Origin of the sequence: Algoriphagus sp. NBT04N3, assembly GCF_019443765.1 — a bacterium.
GTDB classification, from domain to species: domain Bacteria; phylum Bacteroidota; class Bacteroidia; order Cytophagales; family Cyclobacteriaceae; genus Algoriphagus; species Algoriphagus ornithinivorans.
In genome coordinates, this window is the sequence record NZ_CP048415.1 from 1,065,804 (window position 1) to 1,084,967 (window position 19,164).

Annotated in this window: 17 protein-coding genes; 8 read left to right on the plus strand and 9 right to left on the minus strand. The window is 38.1% G+C overall.

Features of this window, described 5'->3' with window-relative positions; genetic code table 11:
- Positions 1–183: 183 nt before the first annotated feature.
- The 9 genes from GYM62_RS04565 to GYM62_RS04605 all read right to left on the minus strand — a co-directional run bounded on the left by GYM62_RS04565 (position 184) and on the right by GYM62_RS04605 (position 12,166).
- Positions 184–912, minus strand: a complete 729-nt coding sequence (locus tag GYM62_RS04565; protein ID WP_219958500.1) for a DUF4397 domain-containing protein — start codon at positions 910–912, stop codon at positions 184–186.
- Positions 913–1,033: 121 nt separating this feature from the next.
- On the minus strand, positions 1,034–3,295 hold the full coding sequence (locus GYM62_RS04570; protein ID WP_219958501.1) for a xanthine dehydrogenase family protein molybdopterin-binding subunit: 2,262 nt from the start codon (positions 3,293–3,295) through the stop codon (positions 1,034–1,036).
- Positions 3,296–3,307: 12 nt separating this feature from the next.
- The gene (locus tag GYM62_RS04575) at positions 3,308–3,766 is read right to left on the minus strand and encodes a (2Fe-2S)-binding protein (protein WP_219958502.1); all 459 of its coding nucleotides are present in this window, start codon (positions 3,764–3,766) and stop codon (positions 3,308–3,310) included.
- 212 nt (positions 3,767–3,978) lie between these two features.
- A complete protein-coding gene (locus GYM62_RS04580) occupies positions 3,979–4,386 on the minus strand; it encodes a response regulator (protein ID WP_144603524.1) in 408 nt (135 codons plus the stop codon).
- Positions 4,386–6,929, minus strand: coding sequence for a two-component regulator propeller domain-containing protein (locus GYM62_RS04585; RefSeq protein WP_219958503.1), 2,544 nt, complete (start codon positions 6,927–6,929; stop codon positions 4,386–4,388). The genes GYM62_RS04580 and GYM62_RS04585 overlap by 1 nt, the downstream gene beginning before the upstream one ends.
- Before the next feature lie 396 nt (positions 6,930–7,325).
- On the minus strand, positions 7,326–9,566 hold the full coding sequence (locus GYM62_RS04590; RefSeq protein WP_219958504.1) for a xanthine dehydrogenase family protein molybdopterin-binding subunit: 2,241 nt from the start codon (positions 9,564–9,566) through the stop codon (positions 7,326–7,328).
- A gap of 260 nt (positions 9,567–9,826) precedes the next feature.
- Positions 9,827–10,369 carry a fasciclin domain-containing protein gene (locus tag GYM62_RS04595; RefSeq protein WP_091655325.1) on the minus strand — a complete coding sequence of 181 codons (543 nt, stop codon included), beginning with the start codon at positions 10,367–10,369 and terminating at the stop codon, positions 9,827–9,829.
- A gap of 161 nt (positions 10,370–10,530) precedes the next feature.
- Positions 10,531–11,418, minus strand: coding sequence for a M23 family metallopeptidase (locus GYM62_RS04600; protein WP_219958505.1), 888 nt, complete (start codon positions 11,416–11,418; stop codon positions 10,531–10,533).
- A 286-nt stretch (positions 11,419–11,704) separates the two neighbouring features.
- Positions 11,705–12,166: a nuclear transport factor 2 family protein gene (locus GYM62_RS04605; protein ID WP_219958506.1), complete on the minus strand. Its 462-nt coding sequence runs from the start codon at positions 12,164–12,166 to the stop codon at positions 11,705–11,707.
- 496 nt (positions 12,167–12,662) lie between these two features.
- On the opposite strand from GYM62_RS04605, the gene GYM62_RS04610 reads away from it, so the two are divergent.
- The 8 genes from GYM62_RS04610 to GYM62_RS04645 all read left to right on the plus strand — a co-directional run bounded on the left by GYM62_RS04610 (position 12,663) and on the right by GYM62_RS04645 (position 19,153).
- Complete coding sequence (locus tag GYM62_RS04610) at positions 12,663–13,439, plus strand: hypothetical protein (protein ID WP_219958507.1); 777 nt, start codon at positions 12,663–12,665, stop codon at positions 13,437–13,439.
- A gap of 4 nt (positions 13,440–13,443) precedes the next feature.
- Positions 13,444–14,346, plus strand: a complete 903-nt coding sequence (locus GYM62_RS04615; protein ID WP_219958508.1) for an AraC family transcriptional regulator — start codon at positions 13,444–13,446, stop codon at positions 14,344–14,346.
- A gap of 134 nt (positions 14,347–14,480) precedes the next feature.
- A complete protein-coding gene (gene moaA / locus GYM62_RS04620; RefSeq protein WP_219958509.1) occupies positions 14,481–15,461 on the plus strand; it encodes a GTP 3',8-cyclase MoaA in 981 nt (326 codons plus the stop codon).
- A 1-nt stretch (position 15,462) separates the two neighbouring features.
- Positions 15,463–16,638 carry a molybdopterin molybdotransferase MoeA gene (locus GYM62_RS04625; RefSeq protein WP_219958510.1) on the plus strand — a complete coding sequence of 392 codons (1,176 nt, stop codon included), beginning with the start codon at positions 15,463–15,465 and terminating at the stop codon, positions 16,636–16,638.
- On the plus strand, positions 16,638–17,375 hold the full coding sequence (locus GYM62_RS04630) for a sulfite exporter TauE/SafE family protein (protein ID WP_255590552.1): 738 nt from the start codon (positions 16,638–16,640) through the stop codon (positions 17,373–17,375). Before GYM62_RS04625 ends, GYM62_RS04630 begins: the two co-directional genes overlap by 1 nt.
- Before the next feature lie 20 nt (positions 17,376–17,395).
- Positions 17,396–17,635, plus strand: a complete 240-nt coding sequence (locus GYM62_RS04635; protein ID WP_219958511.1) for a MoaD/ThiS family protein — start codon at positions 17,396–17,398, stop codon at positions 17,633–17,635.
- Positions 17,636–17,637: 2 nt separating this feature from the next.
- Entirely contained in the window at positions 17,638–18,702 is a 1,065-nt protein-coding gene (locus GYM62_RS04640) for a HesA/MoeB/ThiF family protein (protein WP_219958512.1), read from the plus strand.
- 4 nt (positions 18,703–18,706) lie between these two features.
- A complete protein-coding gene (locus GYM62_RS04645) occupies positions 18,707–19,153 on the plus strand; it encodes a molybdenum cofactor biosynthesis protein MoaE (RefSeq protein ID WP_219958513.1) in 447 nt (148 codons plus the stop codon).
- The last annotated feature ends 11 nt before the right edge of the window (positions 19,154–19,164 follow it).

Consider the following 19,164-nt stretch of genomic DNA (forward strand, 5'->3'; position numbering starts at 1 on the left):
GGAATATTTTTAATTTCATTGGGCTTAAAAGGTAGTGAATAGCATCTATAAGATTGGACGTTTAATGGGACCAAACAATGGAAAATCAGCTTTAGAATTGAAGCTTATATTCTTTAAATAGTAATAGAATAGGTAAAAAAAATCCCGGACCGAATGGCCCGGGATTTTTTCATTATGAGGCATTTAAAAATTTACATAGTTGGTAATGAGTTGTAAATCCATTTTCTGGGTTTGATTAGTAGTTTCAGCTAATCCTCTCAACACAAAAGTGTAGACTCGATTCCCGTTAATCTGTACATCATTTGCGCTAAGGAGTACATCTCCTGTGGCTACAGATTTTACCTGGACATTATAGGTGTTCTTCTTCACCATGGTGAAATTTGAGTCATCTCCGAAATTCATATTATTGGTCACAGGAGTGCTGAGATTAGAAAATTGTAGAAAAACCTCTCCGGTATCTGGTGACAAATGCACCATCCTTACCTGTGCAGAATCCGCTGAAGGCAAGGTCCATTCGTCTTCAATCAGGATAGCGTCCAAATCAGCTACTTTGTCTAAAACGAACATGGAGTAAATAGCATCTTGTTCTATTGTGAAATCTTTTTGAAGCAGAGTAGTAGTGGAATTAAAAGAGGAAAATCGGAAGGATCTTTCTCCCACATAAAACGGACTATAAGCAAGAACCTCTGCGAAATTTAAGGGCTGGTTATTCACCCGATTTTGATTTGCAAAAATATCCATTGCAGGTGCATCGGGAGAACCCTGATAAATGGAAATGTATGCGGCTGGCTGTGTTGGTGGAGTGTCGAAATTATTAAGACACCCACTGACCAGTATTGGTAAACCAATTAAAGTGGCAACCAACGACCATTTAGATTTGAATCTGGGTGAAGAAATGAAATTTTTAACCATAGTGTTTGAATGTTTTTAAATTCCTTCTCTAGACGATTCCATTTATCAATTCGCTTCAATTAGCACAAAAAAAATGGCCTGAAAATAATTGATTCAGGCCATAATCTTGATTTAAAGTTATTTACATCTTCAAATTTTGCATTTCGAGCTGTGGTGCAAATGGTTGTTCGTAATAACGCTTTCCAGTTGCCTTGTAAAGTGAATTAGCTAAGGCCGCAAAAACAGGAGGGAAGAGTGGTTCTCCCAAGCCTGTTGGGTCTTCGTTATTCTGAACAAAATGAATCTCGATTTTTTTAGGAGACTCTTTTTGCCTAATCATTCTGTACTTATCAAAATTGCTTTTGGTGGGAACTCCATTTTCAAAGGCTAATTCTCCAAAGAAGGCATTTCCTATTCCATCTACAATTGCTCCTTCTCCCATATTGGCAGCGGCATCAGGATTGACGACTACTCCGCAGTCAACGGCTGCATAGACATTCTCTACTACCGGTTTGTTGTCTTTGATGACGGTATCCACTACTTCTGCAACATAAGAGTTATGACAGAAATAAGCAGATACGCCACGATGCACATTGTCTTTAGGGCTGTTCCAATTTGACTTTTCCTTGACCAGTTCCAAAACACCTGCATAGCGCTTAGGGTCGTAGTCGTTGTTGCTTCCTACAGGGTTGGTTTCCGCTCTTTTTAATAATTCCAAACGGAAATCAATTGGGTCTTTACCCATCTCTTCAGCTAATTCATCTAGGAAGCTTTGTTCTGCTCCGGCGATAAAGTTGGATCTCGGTGCGCGAAATGCGCCAATAGTAATGTTGGAAGGAATGTCCCATCCTTCTGCCAGATAATTGTCCAGGGCTCCAGCCGGGAATCTATTGGGATGAATAGGGGTCTCCGGGATTCCTCCTGCTTTGACATGTAAGGCTGTCAAATTGTTGTTTTCATCCAGCGCAGCTCTATAGGTTGCTGTATAAGTGGGTCTATACACACCTGCAGTCATATCATCTTCCCTGGTATAGACCATCTTTACAGGGGCTTGAACTTTCTGGGAAATGAGAGCAGCTTCTACCATGTGGTGACTGTAAGCTCGCCTGCCAAATCCTCCTCCCATTCTTGAAAGATTGATTTGGATATTTTCTCTAGGTATTTCTAAGGCTTGAGCCAAAGTTCCCATGATAAATTCAGGAGCTTGAGTAGGTCCATAAATCACAGCCTTGTCCCCTTTGACATCTGCAAAACAATTCATCGGCTCCATGGTATTATGAGCCAAAAAAGGAGCGGTGTAGGTTCTTTCAATAATTTTAGCAGCTTTATTAAACTCACCTTCGGGATCCCCGTCTTTTCTCAGGATGTTTCCTTGTTTTGCCGTGAATTCAGCCATTCTTTCTTTATGACTGCTGGTATTCTCCAATCCTGCCGGAACTGTGGCAGTCACAGTAACACCACCTCTTCCGGCCATTGGGAAAGTGGATTCAGGGGCTTTTTCCCATTCCACCTTCAAAGTCTTTTTCGCCTGCATGACTTCCCAAGTGGAATTACCCACAATTGCAATGATCTCAGGGAAAGTCGTGGTATCAAAGAAATTTCTCTGGTAGTCATCTTTGAATAAAGAAATAGAAAAGACGTCCAGAATGCCGGGCATATCAGAAACTGAATTTTTATCAAATGATTTCAATTTCATTCCAAAGGCAGGAGGGTGGACAATTGCCGCATACTTCATTCCCTCCACTTTATGATCTAAGGAAAAAAGTGGTTTACCGGTTAGGATTTTGACCCCGTCTACGTTCTTTTTCGAGTTTCCTATGATCTTAAAATCCTTTATTTCTTTTAACTGTACTTCTTCCGGCACTTCCATTGTAGCGGCCAAGGAAGCCATTTCTCCATAATGTGCTTTTTTTCCACTGGATTTGTGTTCTATTTGACCTGCAGCTGTAGTGATTTCGGAAGCAGGTACATTCCAGCCTTGAGCTGCTGCTGCCACAAGCATGGCTCTAGCTGTGGCACCGGCAGTTCTTAATGGAGTCCAACCTTGCCTGATACCCTGGCTTCCTCCTGTGAATTGTCTGTCAAATCTCTCTGGATAAAAATCAGCCTGCTCTACAAAAACATTTTTCCAATCAGTGTCCAATTCCTCTGCCAAGATCATCGGCATGGAAGTTTTTACATTGGAACCGAATTCTGGGTTTGGAGAATAAAGAGTGACTGCTCCATTTTCACCAATTTTGATGAAGTTATTGAGTTCAAACCACTCTTTGGGCATCTCCAGCATTTCTTTGGATGTAGGCTTACAGCCTGCTAGCCAACTGAAACTTAATACCATGCCACCTCCCGCAAGGGCGGATACTTTCAAAAATGATCTTCTGTTCAATTTTGTATTTACAATGGTCATAATTTCAGTATTTTAAAGTTTTTGGGAAGCTGTTTTTACAGCTGCCTTGATTCGCAGGTAAGTTCCACAACGGCAAATATTCCCATTCATGGCATTTTCAATTTCCTCATCACTCGGACTAGGGTTTTGCTGTAAGAGAGCTGCAGCAGTCATTATTTGACCTGCTTGGCAATAGCCGCATTGAGGTACGTCATGTTCCATCCAGGCTTGCTGAACCGGGTGATCTCCGTTTTCGGAAAGTCCTTCGATAGTCGTAATTTTAGAGCCTTCCACTGCTGACACAGGAAGTTGACAAGATCTTACTGCATTTCCGTCTAAATGAATAGTGCAGGCTCCACATTGAGCGATACCACACCCGAACTTAGTACCCACCATATCCAGATGATCTCTTAAAACCCAAAGCATTGGAGTGTTTGGGTCTACGTCTACCTGAAGTCTTTTGCCGTTGATATCGAGATTATATTGAGCCATATCTGTTAAATTTTAAAATACAATTTAGCTTTTTCAATTCAAGTATCCTTACAAAAATCAAATAGAAGTTTATGGTAATCAAGTGATTGTTTGGAAAGAGGCTGTCTATTCCTTGAAAAAAAGTGTGTATTCCTGAAAAATAATTAATTAAAAGATTGAAAGTCTTTGATGCAATTTAGGATGCAAGAAAGGCATTGTAAGATTAAAGTATTTTACAATTCGAACCAGATAGGGATTTGTTTGGCAACAAAAGCAATTTGATTTTCATTGAGTGGTTTTTCCCAAAAATCCATAACAAAAGGACTTTTTTGGGCTTTTTCTTTATCGGATCGATCTAAAGAGGAGGTGACCATCACCACTTTGACTTTCACATGGCGAAGTTTCTTTTCTAGATGATTGAGTAATTCCCATCCGCTCATTCTAGGCATATTTATATCCAAAAAGATTAAAATGCCTTTATCAGGTATGTCATTTTCCAGAATGTGATTTAATGCTTCTTCAGGATCAAAAAAAGTAATTGGGTTTGGATGTAATCCCTCTCCCTTTATGATAATTTTATGTAAGAAAAGTATTCCCGGATCATCATCTATTACCAACACATTTGGAAGAAAGGTATTCATTACTTTGTGAGATTTTCAGATTTTGTATGAGTGTCCTTAATAATCTCATCTACTTGTTTCAATGATTCCAGAAGTTCTTTTTCTAATTCTTCTTTGCTTTTTTCTATCCCCTCATACTTGGAATAATTGATCAATAGGTGATTGATCCCCATCGCCCTAGTCAGCGGAGCCCTTAGCAGATGTGAATGATTCCAAGTAAGCTGTTTCATTATTCTGTTTTGATTTTCGATTTCTTCTAAGGCATTTTTCAGTTTTTCATTTGCTTGGCTGAGATCTAATGTCCTTTGGGTGACTTTTTCCTCTAAATTTCTTTTCAATCTTTTATTGAAATAGGATTGAAGTATAAAGTAAAGCAGAAGAATGGCAACAATCCCAATTATTATTTTAAAGGTTAAAGTTTCGAAAAATGAAGCCGAAACCTTAATAGGAAGGGAAAAGACTTGATCTTCTTCACCATATCTTAGGACTTTAATTTCTAAGGTATAGTCACCAGGTTTTAGTCCATTGAAAAACAATTGCCTTTGGTTCTTAATAGGGAGCCAATTGTCATTCTCATTATCTATTCTATAAAATAGGGAATATTGTGAAGGATTCTCAAAATCAATGAGATTAAATGAAATTTGAAACATTCTAACTCCCTCTGGAATCTTAATTTCTTTCTGAATGTCCGATTTTTGTTCACCTATCCTAAGCTCATCCCAATAAAAATTAATTGAACTTTTAGGATTATCGGAAATTGTTTCTGGATTTATTATTCCTACTCCCTCGACAGTCGGGATCCAGATTTTTCCTGTATTATCTTGTATGGCAGAAGGGAAAATCAAACCATTGGTTTCAGAGTTGGGTAAGCCTAATCTTTCGTCAAATAAAGTTGAACTGATCAAGACATCATCATTCTCACTTTCTTTGAATTTTTTTATTTCAGAGTATGAAAAATATTGAACGCCAAAATTGTTGCTGATCCAAATTCCATGCTGTCCATCGTCCGTTATGCTGTAAACTGTTTTGGATTTTAGACCATTGATTTTCCCTAGAATTTTGATTTGATCTCCTTTAAGTAATACAAGTCCTCCGTGTGTGCCAAACCATAGGTCATTTTCAGCATCCTCATACATGCTGTAAATCACGTCTTCTCCAGGTGCTAAAGGAAGTCTTTTATTTTCTACAAAGACGCTGTCTTTTAATCGAAAAATACCCTCGTTCATGGAACCAATTATCAATTGCCCATTTTTCAGTTCTAACGCGCTTACGAACTTTGTTGCATCAAATTGCTTTGGAAGTTTAACTCTATTAATATTTTCTTTTTCATCCAAATAATGAATGCCTCCTTTTCTTGTAAGAATCCACAAGCGATTATTTGAGTCATTGAATAGGGCATGAACATAATTACTGCTTAGCCCATTCTCTTCAGTGATTTGGCCTATAATTTCACCTCTTTGGATGTCAATTATTGAGATACCAGAGTTAGAGCTGTAATAAAGTTTGCCATTTCTGGATGCAAGGCTGGTATTGCCATCCTGAATCAATCCATCTTTTTGAGTCCAAATTTTAACTTTATCCCCTTCAATCTGATGGAGTCCATTTGCTTTTGTCCCTATCCAAATACTTCCATCTTCACTTTGGTAGATGGCCTTGATATTCTTATTCCTCAGTTCTTCGTGATTTGGCTGATTTACACTTGCAGGTTTAATGATAAGAAGCCCTTTTCCTAAAGTTCCTAGAAACAAGTTGTTATCTTCTTTAATAATTTTTCTTACAGTATAATTTTTCAATTCAGGGTAAGAAAATCTTGTGACTTGACCCTGACTGATTACCATCAAACCTTGCTCTAGAGATCCTGCCCATATCCTTTTATCTGAATCAACTATCAGGCTACTGAGGTTTATATCTTTGATTTGGCTAGATGGGATAATATTTTCCATCTCATAGCCTTTGTTCATTATAAAAATGCCTTCTTCTGGCGAAAAAATATAGATATCTTTAGAAGTCCCAAATATCTTATAAACTCCAAGACTGTCTGCTGAAATCAATTTTTTGGTATTTGCTTTCAAGTTCAGCTCGTATAGGCCTCTAGTTGTTCCAACCAAAAGCTTGTAGGAATCAATTTGAAAAAAACTGTAAATTTCCAATGGAATCTCAGGTTTCCAAATTTCAAGTTTAGTAAAAGTTCCGTCATCCCATTGATGAATTTCACCTGCATCGGTTCCAATCAATAATTTATCACCCTCAATTTCGGTAACAGCTCTTATCCAAGTGTCATTGGTAATGCTAGTACAGTCAATAATTTTTCTAATATTTTTTTCCAGCAGTGCGATACTTCTATCGGCTGTGGCCCAAATTCCAGCCTTTGATTTATAAAAGGTAAAATATGTCTGCTCCTGCATTTGAGGATAGTTTGCTTGGTCAAAAACTTTTGCAGAATATCCATCAAGTCTTGTGAGTCCCTCTTCTGTTGCTACCCAAAAATAGCCATGGTTATCTTTTTCCATGGCAAAAACAGCATTCTGAGGAAGACCATTGGTGTTATCCCAGTTTTCTACCATATAATTGGAATTTTTGGGAAACAAAGGGGCTTGTGCAAAAAGCTTTTCAGACCCAACCAATAAGCTGGTTAAAATAAATATGTAAATAGGCAATCTAGATAACAAAGTATTTATCAATTAAATAGCTGGATTAATTGGGTAGGCTCAATAAATACCTTTATAGTATTTTGGAATAAGTAGGAAAGAACTTATTTCCATTGGAAAAATAAAGGTTTTTAAGGTAAAAAATGGCCAAATCAATACTTTTTTAGTATAAAAAATGATGGGCCTCAAAATGAGATAGAATTTTTTAGAGGACTTAGGCTTCTTAATTTTAAACTATCCATCATTGCTGGATATTATTAATACTAAAAACGCCTGAGTTCAATTCGAAATTGAATTATAATATTTTGATTATCAGGTTTGAATGTGTTTGATAAAGGGTTGATCGTAAAATCTATGGCCTGTACCTCGATAAAGGGAGTTTGCTAAAGCTCCAAATATCGGAGGATATGCAGGCTCACCTAAGCCTGTTGGATCAATTTGGTTTTCAACAAAATACGTTTCGATGACTTTAGGAGCTTCTCTCATTCGGATCATCCTATATTGATCAAAATTACTTTTGCTTGGTTTGCCATCTTCAAAAGTTAACTCACCAAAAAGTGCAGTGCCTATTCCATCCACAACTGCACCTTCACAAAGATTTTTGGCAGCGTCCGGATTGACCACGATTCCGCAGTCCACTGCAGAGACTACCTTTTCTATAAGAGCCTGTCCATTTTCCATTTTTAACTCCATCACTTGAGCAGCATAAGAATTATGGCAGAAATAGGCTGAAAATCCTTTAGCTATACCTTCTTTATTTGTTGCCCAGTCTGATTTTTCACGTGCCAGTTTGATGACTTCTGCATATCGTGCTGGATCATAATCATTGTTTTTTCCCACTGGATTTTGTTTGGCCTTTTCCAATAGCTCTAATCTGAAATCAATAGGGTCTTTTCCAGCAACTTCTGCTACTTCATCCAAAAAGGATTGTTCTACAGCTGCCATGAAATTTGATCTTGGAGCACGGAAAGATCCCGTGGTGATATTGGAAGGAACTTCCCAACCCTCGGCAAGATAATTTTCAACCGCACCAGCTGGAAACCTATCTGGGTAAATGGGATTTTCGGGTAATCCTCCTGCATTGATATGAAAGCCTATCAACTGATTGTTTTCGTCCAAGGCAGCCCGATAAGTTGCCTGGTATCGGGACCTATATATTCCCGAAGTCATATCATCCTCTCTCGTATAAATCAATTTGATAGGAGTATTGAGTTTTTGAGAAATAACAGCTGCTTCAATCAACCAATGAGCATAGGACCTCCTTCCATATCCTCCTCCCAACCTGGTCATTTCTATATGGATGTTTTCAACAGGGATGCCTAATCTTACCGAAAGAGCCTGTTCTGTTAACTCAGGTTTTTGGAGAGGACCTGCACATTCTACTTTATCTCCTTGTACATGGGCAAAAAAGTTCATTGGTTCCATACAATTATGGGCCAGAAAAGGTCCAGTGTAGGTTTTCTCGATGACTTTAGAGGCTTTTTTGAAAGCCTCTTCAGGGTTTCCATCTCTTCTTAATTCTTGTGGTTTAAGTGAAGCAACTCGCATTTTTTCTGCCTGAGATTCTGTGTTCTCCTGACCAGCCGGAACTATCCTGTTTTCTTCGGAACCAAATCGATCTCTTTTTTCTACATAAGCGGAGATAGGTTCATACTCAGCCTGGATGGCTTTTTTTGCATTTAAGACCTCCCAAGTGCTAGTTCCCACAACTGCAATTAAATCAGTAAAGGTAACTGTGTCGAAGAATGTTCTAACATAGTCATCTCTCAAGGATTTGATTTCGAAAACCCCTCTGATACCGGGCATTTTGCTTGCTTCTGTAGCATCAAATGATTTTAGCTTCATTCCAAATGAAGGTGGATGAATAATCATCGCTATTAAAGAGCCTTCCTTGTTATAATCAATCCCAAAAAGTGGTTTCCCAGTAATGATTTTTTGGATATCTACATTTTTTTGAGATGAGCCAATAATTTTGAACTGATCTACTTTTTTCAATTCTACATTTCCCGGAATCGGAAGAGTAGTTGCTAATGAAGCCATCTCTCCAAAGTGAGCTCGTTTTCCGGATTGAATATGAATCAGAAATCCTGAGTCAGTGCTGATTTCCGAAGCAGGAACTTTCCACTCATCGGCTGCTGCATTGATTAAAAGTTGTCTGGCTGTCGCGCCTGCTGTTCTTAAGGCATTCCAGCCAATTCTGATCGCCTGACTTCCTCCAATAAATTGCCGGGTGAAATTCTCAGTGTCCAGGGGCGCTTGCTCTACTCTTACATTTTTCCAGACTGCGTCCAATTCCTCAGCAACTATCATGGGCATGGAAGTTTTCACATTCTGACCACCTTCTGGATTGGGTGACATGATGGTGATCAGCCCATTTTCACCGATTTTGATATAGCCGTTAAGCCTGAACCATTCTTTAGGCATATCCAAAATTTCGGAAGAATTAGGTTTGCAGCCTGCCAGCCAATTAAAGCTAAGAATCATACCTCCTCCAGCAAGGGCGGAAACTTTCAGAAATGATCTTCTATTCAATTTATTGTCTGGATAATTCATTGGAAATTTTGGGCTAAAGAAAGTGAAACCGCAAATCAAAGTTTTACCATTTCTAGTGCATACTCAAAGGATTGGATTTGCAGCTAATAAGCTAGAAGTTAATGTTTTCCCGCTTTTGAAGGAATCATATTTACGTCAATGTGAAAATAAAACACTTGGCTGGAAAATACTTACGCAATTCAAACAGGATTATTAAAAATAGAAAACAAAAAAAAGGCTAGCTCCACGAGAACTAGCCTTAAGTTTAATAACCATCAACCTTATTTCGGTAATAATACTTTATCAATTACATGGACTACGCCGTTTGTTCCGGCTAAATCAGCAGCAACTACAGTTGCATCGCCAATCATAACTTTTCCATCCTTAATAGATACAGTTGCAGTTTGACCATTCAAAGTCGTAACAACTTGTCCATCACTTAAATCACCTGACATTACGTTTCCAGATACTACGTGGAATGTTAGAATGCCAGTAAGCTTTTCTTTGTTTTCAGGCTTTAATAAGTCTTCAACTGTTCCTGCAGGAAGTGCTTCAAAAGCCGCATTAGTAGGAGCAAACACAGTAAATGGTCCATCTCCGCTTAGTGTTTCTACCAAGCCTGCAGCTTGAACTGCAGCTACTAGGGTAGTGTGGTCAGGAGAACCGATAGCTATATCAACTACCGTATTGGATTCCTCTACCGGAGCCTCTTCGACTACTTCCATTGTTTCTTCTGTAGACTCTTCCTTTGGTGCACTGCAAGCAGTCCATAAGCCCATTGCTAGAAAACTTCCTGCTAGAGCTAAAATTTTTGTGGTTTTCATTTTTGAGTGGTTTTTTGATTTAATATCTACAGAACTACTGTCAGGCTGTAAGGTTTAAAAATAATTTATGAGCAAAACAGATTGATTGATTTCAAATGTTTTTCTAAGGAAAAAACCTTCGTTCTGAGAGGGATAATCATTTTTTACTCAAGAGATCAGATTTATTTTTTTGAATATTTCTTAAGCTCTTTTTTATCCATTTCTAGTTGAATAATGTTTTCCGGATGTTTAGCTAGAATATCCTCTGCATCTTGGTCACTTGAAATATTTTTTTGTTCAGAAAAAATGACAACCGGAAAATTCACCCAAAGCATTCCGCTTTCGCTCATCTCCCAATGACTTTGAATCATTTTGACATGATGCAAGTTCTGATTCGGATCGATCGCTGATTCAGCTATTTCCTGTCCTGGAAATACTGTGTCACCTATTTCAACTTTGGCTGAATTTTTTTGAAGCCCACTTAATCTGCTGAAACTCCCATCCTCGTGATAAATTTCTATGAAATTTTCTGATTCAAAATTTGAAGGTCCGGAAGCCAAAGCCCCTCGGTCCATTTTAATCTCTGAAACTATTCCCTTCCGTGGGGCACAGATTGCTACTGCTTTTTCAAAAAGAAATAATGAGCCTGTATATGTATTTAAACCTGAATTCTGAGAAGGATGAGACTCAAATCTCAGTGGTCTCATATTAAATTTTGTTCCTTCTTCAACCGGCGGAAGATATATCGTTTTGTAAAGTGGTCTCTGAAATATATCTCCTTTGAATAGTTTGGTATTATACCGAAAACCGGTTTTTTCATTAGAATAAATGGATTGAAGCTTCACTAAAGTGCTTTTTCCGGGGTTAGCAGTTTTGAAAAGAATGTCTCCCTCCAAAGATTCAAGATTTTCTAAAAGAATGAATTCTATTCTTATGGTGTAAGGGATTTTATCGCTGTTTAAACCCAGTAAAGTAAGGTCACGGTTTTGGTCTTGTTCTGCCACTATCTGAACTTGGGCCAAAACAAAATTGGAACATAAGGCTAACAATAAAGTAATCAGGTATTTCATCAGTGATTGGGATTTTACTAATCTGATTATCCGCAATCTTACCACTTACCATATATTCTTTGCTTGACCGCTTGGATACTTCGACTTCGCTCAGCACAGGCGATCGATAACCCAACCATGGCTGCCGCGAATCTTCCGGATTCTGATCCTTTGGGCTAATTTTAAGCCATGTTATTCTATATATTGGTAAGAAAGCGGATATTCATATTTGCTAATTACCGCAAATTAACTAAAGAATACTTGATAAGCCTTCTAATTTATTAATTTTTGTAAGTCACAATAGTCCTTACTTCTCAATTTGATGGGTGTCTCTTACACTGCTAAAGGTCAATGCAAGCATTTTCCAACCTGAATTATCTTTTTGATATACCTCAGTCACGGTAAATTCTGTTACTACATCATTCCCTCTAACTTCGGCTGTTAAAGTGATTCTATTCCAGACCAATGCTGTATTTCCGAACAGCTCCACTGCAGTATCATGTACTTTTGCATTTTTATACCAGATACTTCCTGATTCAATGATTTCCAATTCCCGTTCCGTAGTCCAGGTTCCGCTCATATGCACAAACTTGGCTTCAGGGTGAAAAAGGGGCTTTAATTGAGTAATGTCCTTTTCTGCCATCCATTTCCACTTGTTCATGGAGAGTTCATAAACTTCCTTTTCAGAGGCTTGGTCTGGCTGATTTTGAGCTAAAACAGAAAAATGAAGGCCAATAAATAAGACAAATGGAATGATATAGTTTTTCATATTAATAGTGTTTTTGTTAGGTATTTTTTAAAGTAAGAATCTTAGTAAGGTACAATTAGGAACTCAGCCTAAAAAGAATCGGTTTGATTTTTCAAATCTTTTAATTTCATGCAAGATTAGGTTTCATTTTTATAATTCACTGAAAACTTTTTGTCGCAAGGGTTAAGATTGTTTCCTTGTGTCCTGAGTTTATACAAATCCATCATTGGATATCAATTAGTGAAATAATTAATTCAAAATTAATTGATTTTTAGCGTTATAATTAATCATTATCAAATAAATACTTACGCTTTTCAAACATATTTCAAGGGGTTTTTTCTCGGTAATTTTATTGATAAATTGATTTTTTCAATAAATTTATTTTTCTCTTATAGCTATTCAATGTTTGAATTTTGTAATCATCTATTTGATTTTCATTATAAATTAATTGATAAAATTTAGACATTTGTAAGACTAATTTCTCAATTGCCTAATTACCCTCACTTTGAAAAGTTCAATGAAATCAATTACGAAAATTCAGATTTTGATTCTGAGTTTGGTTTTACTCCAAGGTCCTTCCTTTTCTCAGGAAAATCCAGTTGAATCTCAATCACCGATTCGCCATTTCAGTGGAACTATCACAGCGACTAATAATGGCGTCTCAATAATTCCTGCATTTAACTTAGGAAAGCCTGCTGCCTTCTTCGACCTCAGTGTAGGAGGAGAGAGACTTTCTTTTGATCCTATGTTTCGATTCGGAATGAATGAAAAGCCTTGGTCATTTATTCTTTGGTGGAGATATAAAATCATCAAAGACAAGAAATTTTCCTTGACTGCCGGTGCGCATCCTGCATTTCTCTTTCAGGATAGGGAGGTAGTAGTGGATGGAGAAGTTCAAAGGATGTTTGTAGCCAATAGATTCCTTGCAGGGGAGATCAATCAAAGCTATAAATTCAGCAATAAACTTAGCATGGGTATTTATTATCTTCATGGAACAGGCTTTAATCCAACAGGACCAAAAAACAGTGATTTTGTAGCTTTGAATACTGTGATTTCCAATATCAGATTAGGAGGAGACTTCTCCTTGCGAATTAACCCGCAACTCTTCTTTCTCAGTGTGGATGAAAATTCTGGAACTTATATCAATTCAAGTTTTACATTCAGCAAAGACGAGTTTCCAATTTCATTTCAAACCTTTTTTAATCAAAAAATTAAGTCACAGGTAGCTGGAGATGATTTGGTTTGGAACATGAGCTTGCTTTACACTTTTAAAAATACCTACGCTAAAAAATAACAAAATGGAAAAGTCAGAGACCTTAGAGGAATTTTATAAACGTAAATTCAATTGGATTCCGGAAAGCCTAAAAAAGGATTTCGGGCATTTTAATATTTTCAGACTTGAACCCTATTTAGAAGGAAAGCTAAAAAGTGTTCCCTACAGGAGAAGGGATTTTTACAAAGTCATGCTTGTCAAAGGTGCTAGCACAGTTCATTACGCTGACAGAGTGTATGAGGTCAAAAAACAGGCACTGTCCTTTTCTAATCCCATGGTTCCTTATAAATGGGATCACATAGGAGCTCATACTACTGGGATATATTGTATTTTCAATCCTCATTTCTTTATGAATTATGGCCAAATTCAGCAGTATGAGGTTTTCCACCCAAATGGAACTCATGTTTTTGAGTTAAGTGATGAAGAGGCTCAAGAAGTAGAGGCTATTTTTGAAACGATGCAAGGTGAGTTTAATTCAGAGTACAAATACAAGTATGACCGTATTCGGAATTTGGTGTCCGAACTGATTCATTTCGGGATGAAGCTGCAACCAGCAGACTTGCAAACTACTCTTCACGGGAACGCATCTTTGAGAATAGCTTCCATATTTCTGGAGCTTTTGGAAAGGCAGTTCCCAGTAGATGAAAGCCACTCCAGTATTCAAATGAGAACTCCCTCAGAATTTGCCAATCAACTCAACATCCATGTCAATCATCTCAATCGCGCTGTGAAAGAGATGACGGGAAAAACTACTTCTCAGTTGATTGCCGATAGATTGGTGCAGGAATCTAAAATCCTTTTGAAACAAAGTAATTGGAACGTGTCTGAGATTGCCTTCGCTTTAGGATTCAACGAAGTAACTCACTTCAATAATTTCTTCAAAAAGCAGGTCAATTCAAGTCCAACTCAATTCAGAAAAGGGGCCTGAGTCAAGAATCTGGAGAAAATCAGCTTTTACCGAGCTAATTGAATTAAATTACGTTAGAAAAATAAAGTCTCCATTTGTAGAAAGAGGGTGGAGAAAGCATTTCAATCTTTCTAATATTAGAATAAAATCACGGCATGCTCAAAGACAATTTTGGACGTATTCACAATTACCTGAGAATTTCCCTGACGGACAATTGCAATTTCCGTTGCACCTATTGTATGCCCCAGGAGGAAATGGAGTGGATGCCACAATCCAGATTGATGAGTGCTGATGAAATTGTAGAGTTGGCTGAGGTTTTTGTAGAACTTGGCGTTACCAAAATCCGATTGACGGGTGGAGAGCCCCTGGTTAGAAAAGATGCTGGTGATATTATTCAAAGGCTCAGTAAGCTTCCGGTAGAATTGTCTTTGACAACGAATGGGATACTGGTTCCAAAATATATTGACCTTTTGAAGGAATCCGGCGTTAAGTCGATCAATGTGAGCTTGGACACCTTGAGCCCCGAGAAATTTAAAAGGTTGACGCGGAGAGATCAATTTCAGCAAGTTTGGGATAGTATTATGCTACTCTTGGAGGAAGGCTTTCGTGTTAAAATCAATGCTGTGGCCATGCTGGGTCAGATTGAAGATGAGTTGGTAGATTTTATACAATTGACCAAAAAATATCCTCTTCACATACGATTCATCGAGTTTATGCCTTTTCAGGGAAATAGCTGGGACAGCAAAAAAGTCCTGACGGCCGGAGAGATGTTGAAAATTGCAGGATCTAAGTTGGACTTCAAAAAACTGACCGATAAACCACACAGCACAGCCAAAAAATATAAAGTGTCGGGTTATGCTGGAACCTTCGCTTTTATTACCACCATGAGTGAGCATTTTTGTGGCAGTTGCAACAGGTTAAGATTAACTGCCGATGGGAAGATAAAGAATTGCCTTTTCGGAAAAGATGAGCTGGATTTGCTGGGTAGATTAAGAAATGGGGAAGATGTGAAATCTTTGATTCATGAGTCTTTGGCAAAGAAACACGCAATTTTAGGAGGGCAGTTTTCTGCGGATTATCAACTTACCCAAGCTGATAAAATCGAAAATAGAAGTATGATCAAAATCGGAGGGTGAGATGATTTCAGTTTCTGAGGCAAAAAGAATTCTTCAAAATATCCCTTTGAATAAAAGGTCTCAATTAATTCCTCTCTCTGAGTCTGAAGGCTTATTCCTAGGAGATCAGGTAAGATCCTTGATGGACGTTCCTTCATTTGACAATTCCGCTATGGATGGATATGCCTTTAAATGGGAAGAGGGACTCAAAGAATTGGAAATAGTAGGTGAATCAGCCGCTGGTGGATATTATTCTCAAAAATTAAAATATGGTCAATGTATTCGGATCTTCACCGGTGCACCTTTGCCAAAAGGTGCGGACTCTGTGATTATGCAGGAAAAGGTGGAAAAGAATGGCGCTAAAATTAATTTTAATCCAGAAGATGCGATTCAGGGACAGCATGTCCGATACCAAGGAAGTCAATGCAAAAAAGGAGACTTGGTTGCTGAGGCTGGAGCTAAAATAACCCCAGGTCTAATCAGTTTGTTGGCTTCTGTTGGCGTAGGTGAAATTCCTGTTTTTCAGCCTCCGAAAGTAAGTATTTTGATCACCGGAAATGAAATAAAAAACCTCGGAGAAATTTTGAATAAGGGTCAAATTTATAATGCAAATGGCCCCGCATTGGACGTTTGGTTAAAAGGTCTAGGAATAAGAGATATTCAGCATTGGCAAGTTCGCGATGAAAAAAAGGCTGTTCAAGATATCATATCTAAGGCCTTAGCGCAGTCTGATTTGGTTTTAATTACAGGGGGAATTTCTGTAGGAGACTACGATTTTGTAAAAGAGGCTTTGGAATTTCATCAAGTTGAACCACTGTTTTACAAGGTGAAGCAAAGGCCTGGAAAACCCCTTTACGCTGGAATGAAAAAGGAGAAATTGGTTTTTGCACTTCCGGGTAATCCTGCGTCTGTTTTATCTTGTTTTTTGAACTATGTCAAGCCGGTAATTGAGTCTTGGAAAGGGAATTCAGAGGCTTGGGATTCATTTGTTGAGTTACCAGTTTCGGATGACTTTGAGAAGCCTATTCCTTTAACTCAGTTTCTTAAGGCCAAAGTAGAAGATGGAAAAATTCATATTCTGAGTGGGCAAGAGTCTTTCAATCTGATATCCTTCGGTACTGCTGATGGATTTGCTGAAATCCCCGAGGAAACCACTTTTATCAAAGCTGGACAAACCATCAAATTTTATCTTTGGTAATGGAAACTTGGATGTACTATGCCCTGTTTTTCCTTATGCCATTTGCTGCATTTCTATATGCTTCAGTAGGCCATGGTGGAGCTAGTTCTTATTTGATGATTTTAGCACTGCTAGGTTTTGCTCCGGAGGAAATCCGTCCAACAGCATTGATTTTAAATATGATGGTTTCCATGGTTGCCTACCTGAATTATAGGAAAGCAGGTGTTTTTCCTATGCAACTGTTTTTATCCCTGATTTTATTTTCTATTCCAGCAGCTTATTTGGGAGGTACAATATTATTAGATGCGACGGTTTATAAGAAAGTCTTGGGCTTTTTGTTGATTTTCCCTGTATTAAAATTTGGGGGTGTTTTCCCAATTTCAAAGGATGAACAGGTACAAAGAAAATGGTGGATGGCTCCGGTTTTGGGAATTTTGATAGGCTTTGTTTCAGGAATGATAGGGATAGGAGGAGGAATAATTCTTACTCCAATAATTTTGATGTTGGGTTGGGCTGGAGTAAAGGAAACTGCCGCTTTAAGTGCTCTGTTTATCTTTTTAAACTCAGTAGCAGGTTTTGTAGGAGCAGCTACCTATGAGATTACAGTTTCCCAAGAACTTTGGGTTTTGATACCTTTGACAGTTTTTGGAGGTGCTCTTGGAGCTTATTTGGGTGCCAAGCGGTTCTCTGTTAAGGTGTTGAAGTATATGTTGGCAGCGGTATTATTATTTGCCTCTGTGAAATTGATTCTTTCTTAATGCATTTCGTAAATTGAATTATGGCTGAGAAACTTATTATTAAAGCATTCGGGATGGTGGCAGAAGAAATTGGCCAATCAGAAATTTGGATGGATTCTGTCTCTAATACCCAGGAGCTGTTAGCTATTCTTAAAGAAAGATACCCAGGATTGGAGGGGATGAAATTCAGTTTGGCTGTTGACAAAGAGTTGGTATCTGAAAATCAAAAAATCGATGGAGCTAGGGAAGTTGCCCTTTTACCTCCATTCTCAGGAGGTTGATTATGGATCGCTTCGAACGCCAAGTAATTCTTAAGGAAATTGGTCCAGAAGGTCAGACCAAACTCCAAAATGCCTCGGTACTATTAATAGGGCTTGGAGGTCTTGGATGCCCAATCTTAAATTATTTGGCTGCTGCAGGAGTTGGGAAAATCGGGTTGGTTGACGGGGATTTGGTATCGATTTCTAATTTAAACCGGCAAACCCTCTATGGTGAAAATCATGTAGGGGAATTGAAGACTGAGGTAGCTAGCAGAATTATTAATAAAAAGTATTCAGATATAAAGCTTGAAGTCTATCCCTTTTTTCTAAACCCAAAAAACGCCTTTGAAGTTATCTCGCAATACGATCTGGTAATAGACGGGACAGATAATTTCCCTACTCGATATCTAGTCAATGATGTTTGCTTCCAGCTCCATAAGCCTCTGGTATTTGGAGCAATTTTTAGACATGAAGGTCAGGTCTCTGTATTCAACCTTGGCGAAAATTCTTGTAACTACCGGGATCTATTTCCCAATCCCCCTTCCTCAATGGAAGTTCCCAATTGCTCAGAAACTGGTGTTTTGGGGGTTCTTCCGGGTTTGATCGGAACTTTAATGGCTACGGAGAGCATCAAAGTCATCACAGGATACGCGGAAGCTCTCAGGAATCGGGTTTTATTTTTCGACAGCAAAACTTACCAACAATATTTTTTGGATTTAAAGCCAAATGCAGTGGCCAGAAACTTAATTCCAAAATCAAAAAAGGAATTGGAGCAATTGGATTATGAGTTTTTATGCTCAGGGATTCCAATTATCAGTTGGGAGGAAGGACTTAAATCATCCAAAGTCCAGTGGCTGGATGTCAGAGAAAGTCATGAAATGCCTAAATTGAATTTGGAAAACCTAATAGAAATCCCAATGAGTGAATTTTATGATTTAAATCAGGTTCAATTCAATTCTGATCAGGTTTTTGTTTATTGCCAAAGCGGAATCAGAAGCCAAAAAGCAGCTGTAAAGCTGAAAGAGAAGTTTCCTCAAAAAGAATTTATATCAATTCGTGGAGGCGTGAATGCCTATCCGAAAAATTAATCTTATGGACAAGATAAGAACCCCCAAAAATATATTTGTACAGGGAGCAATTTCTCCTGAAAAAATTGCCAATTCTATTGCGAATCATAGTACCAAAACTGAAATAGGTGGACACTCCATTTTTTTAGGTCAAGTAAGGGCGGATCAAAAAGAGAAAGGAGAAGTGGTTGCCATAGAATACACTGCCTATGAAGAAATGGCTCTTCAAAAAGCTTTTGAAATCAGAGAAGCAGTTTTCGCTAAGTACCCACTGACCTGCATGCATATTTACCATAGTTTAGGCGAAGTGAAAGTAGGGGAGATATGTCTGTTTGTATTTACATCTTCCAAACACAGAAAAGCCGCTATCGAAGCCTGCAGTGAGTTGGTTGAGCGCATCAAAGCCGAATTACCAGTTTGGGGAAAAGAAATTCTGGATTCTGAAGAGCATGTTTGGAAAAAGAATAGTTAAATAAACCCAAA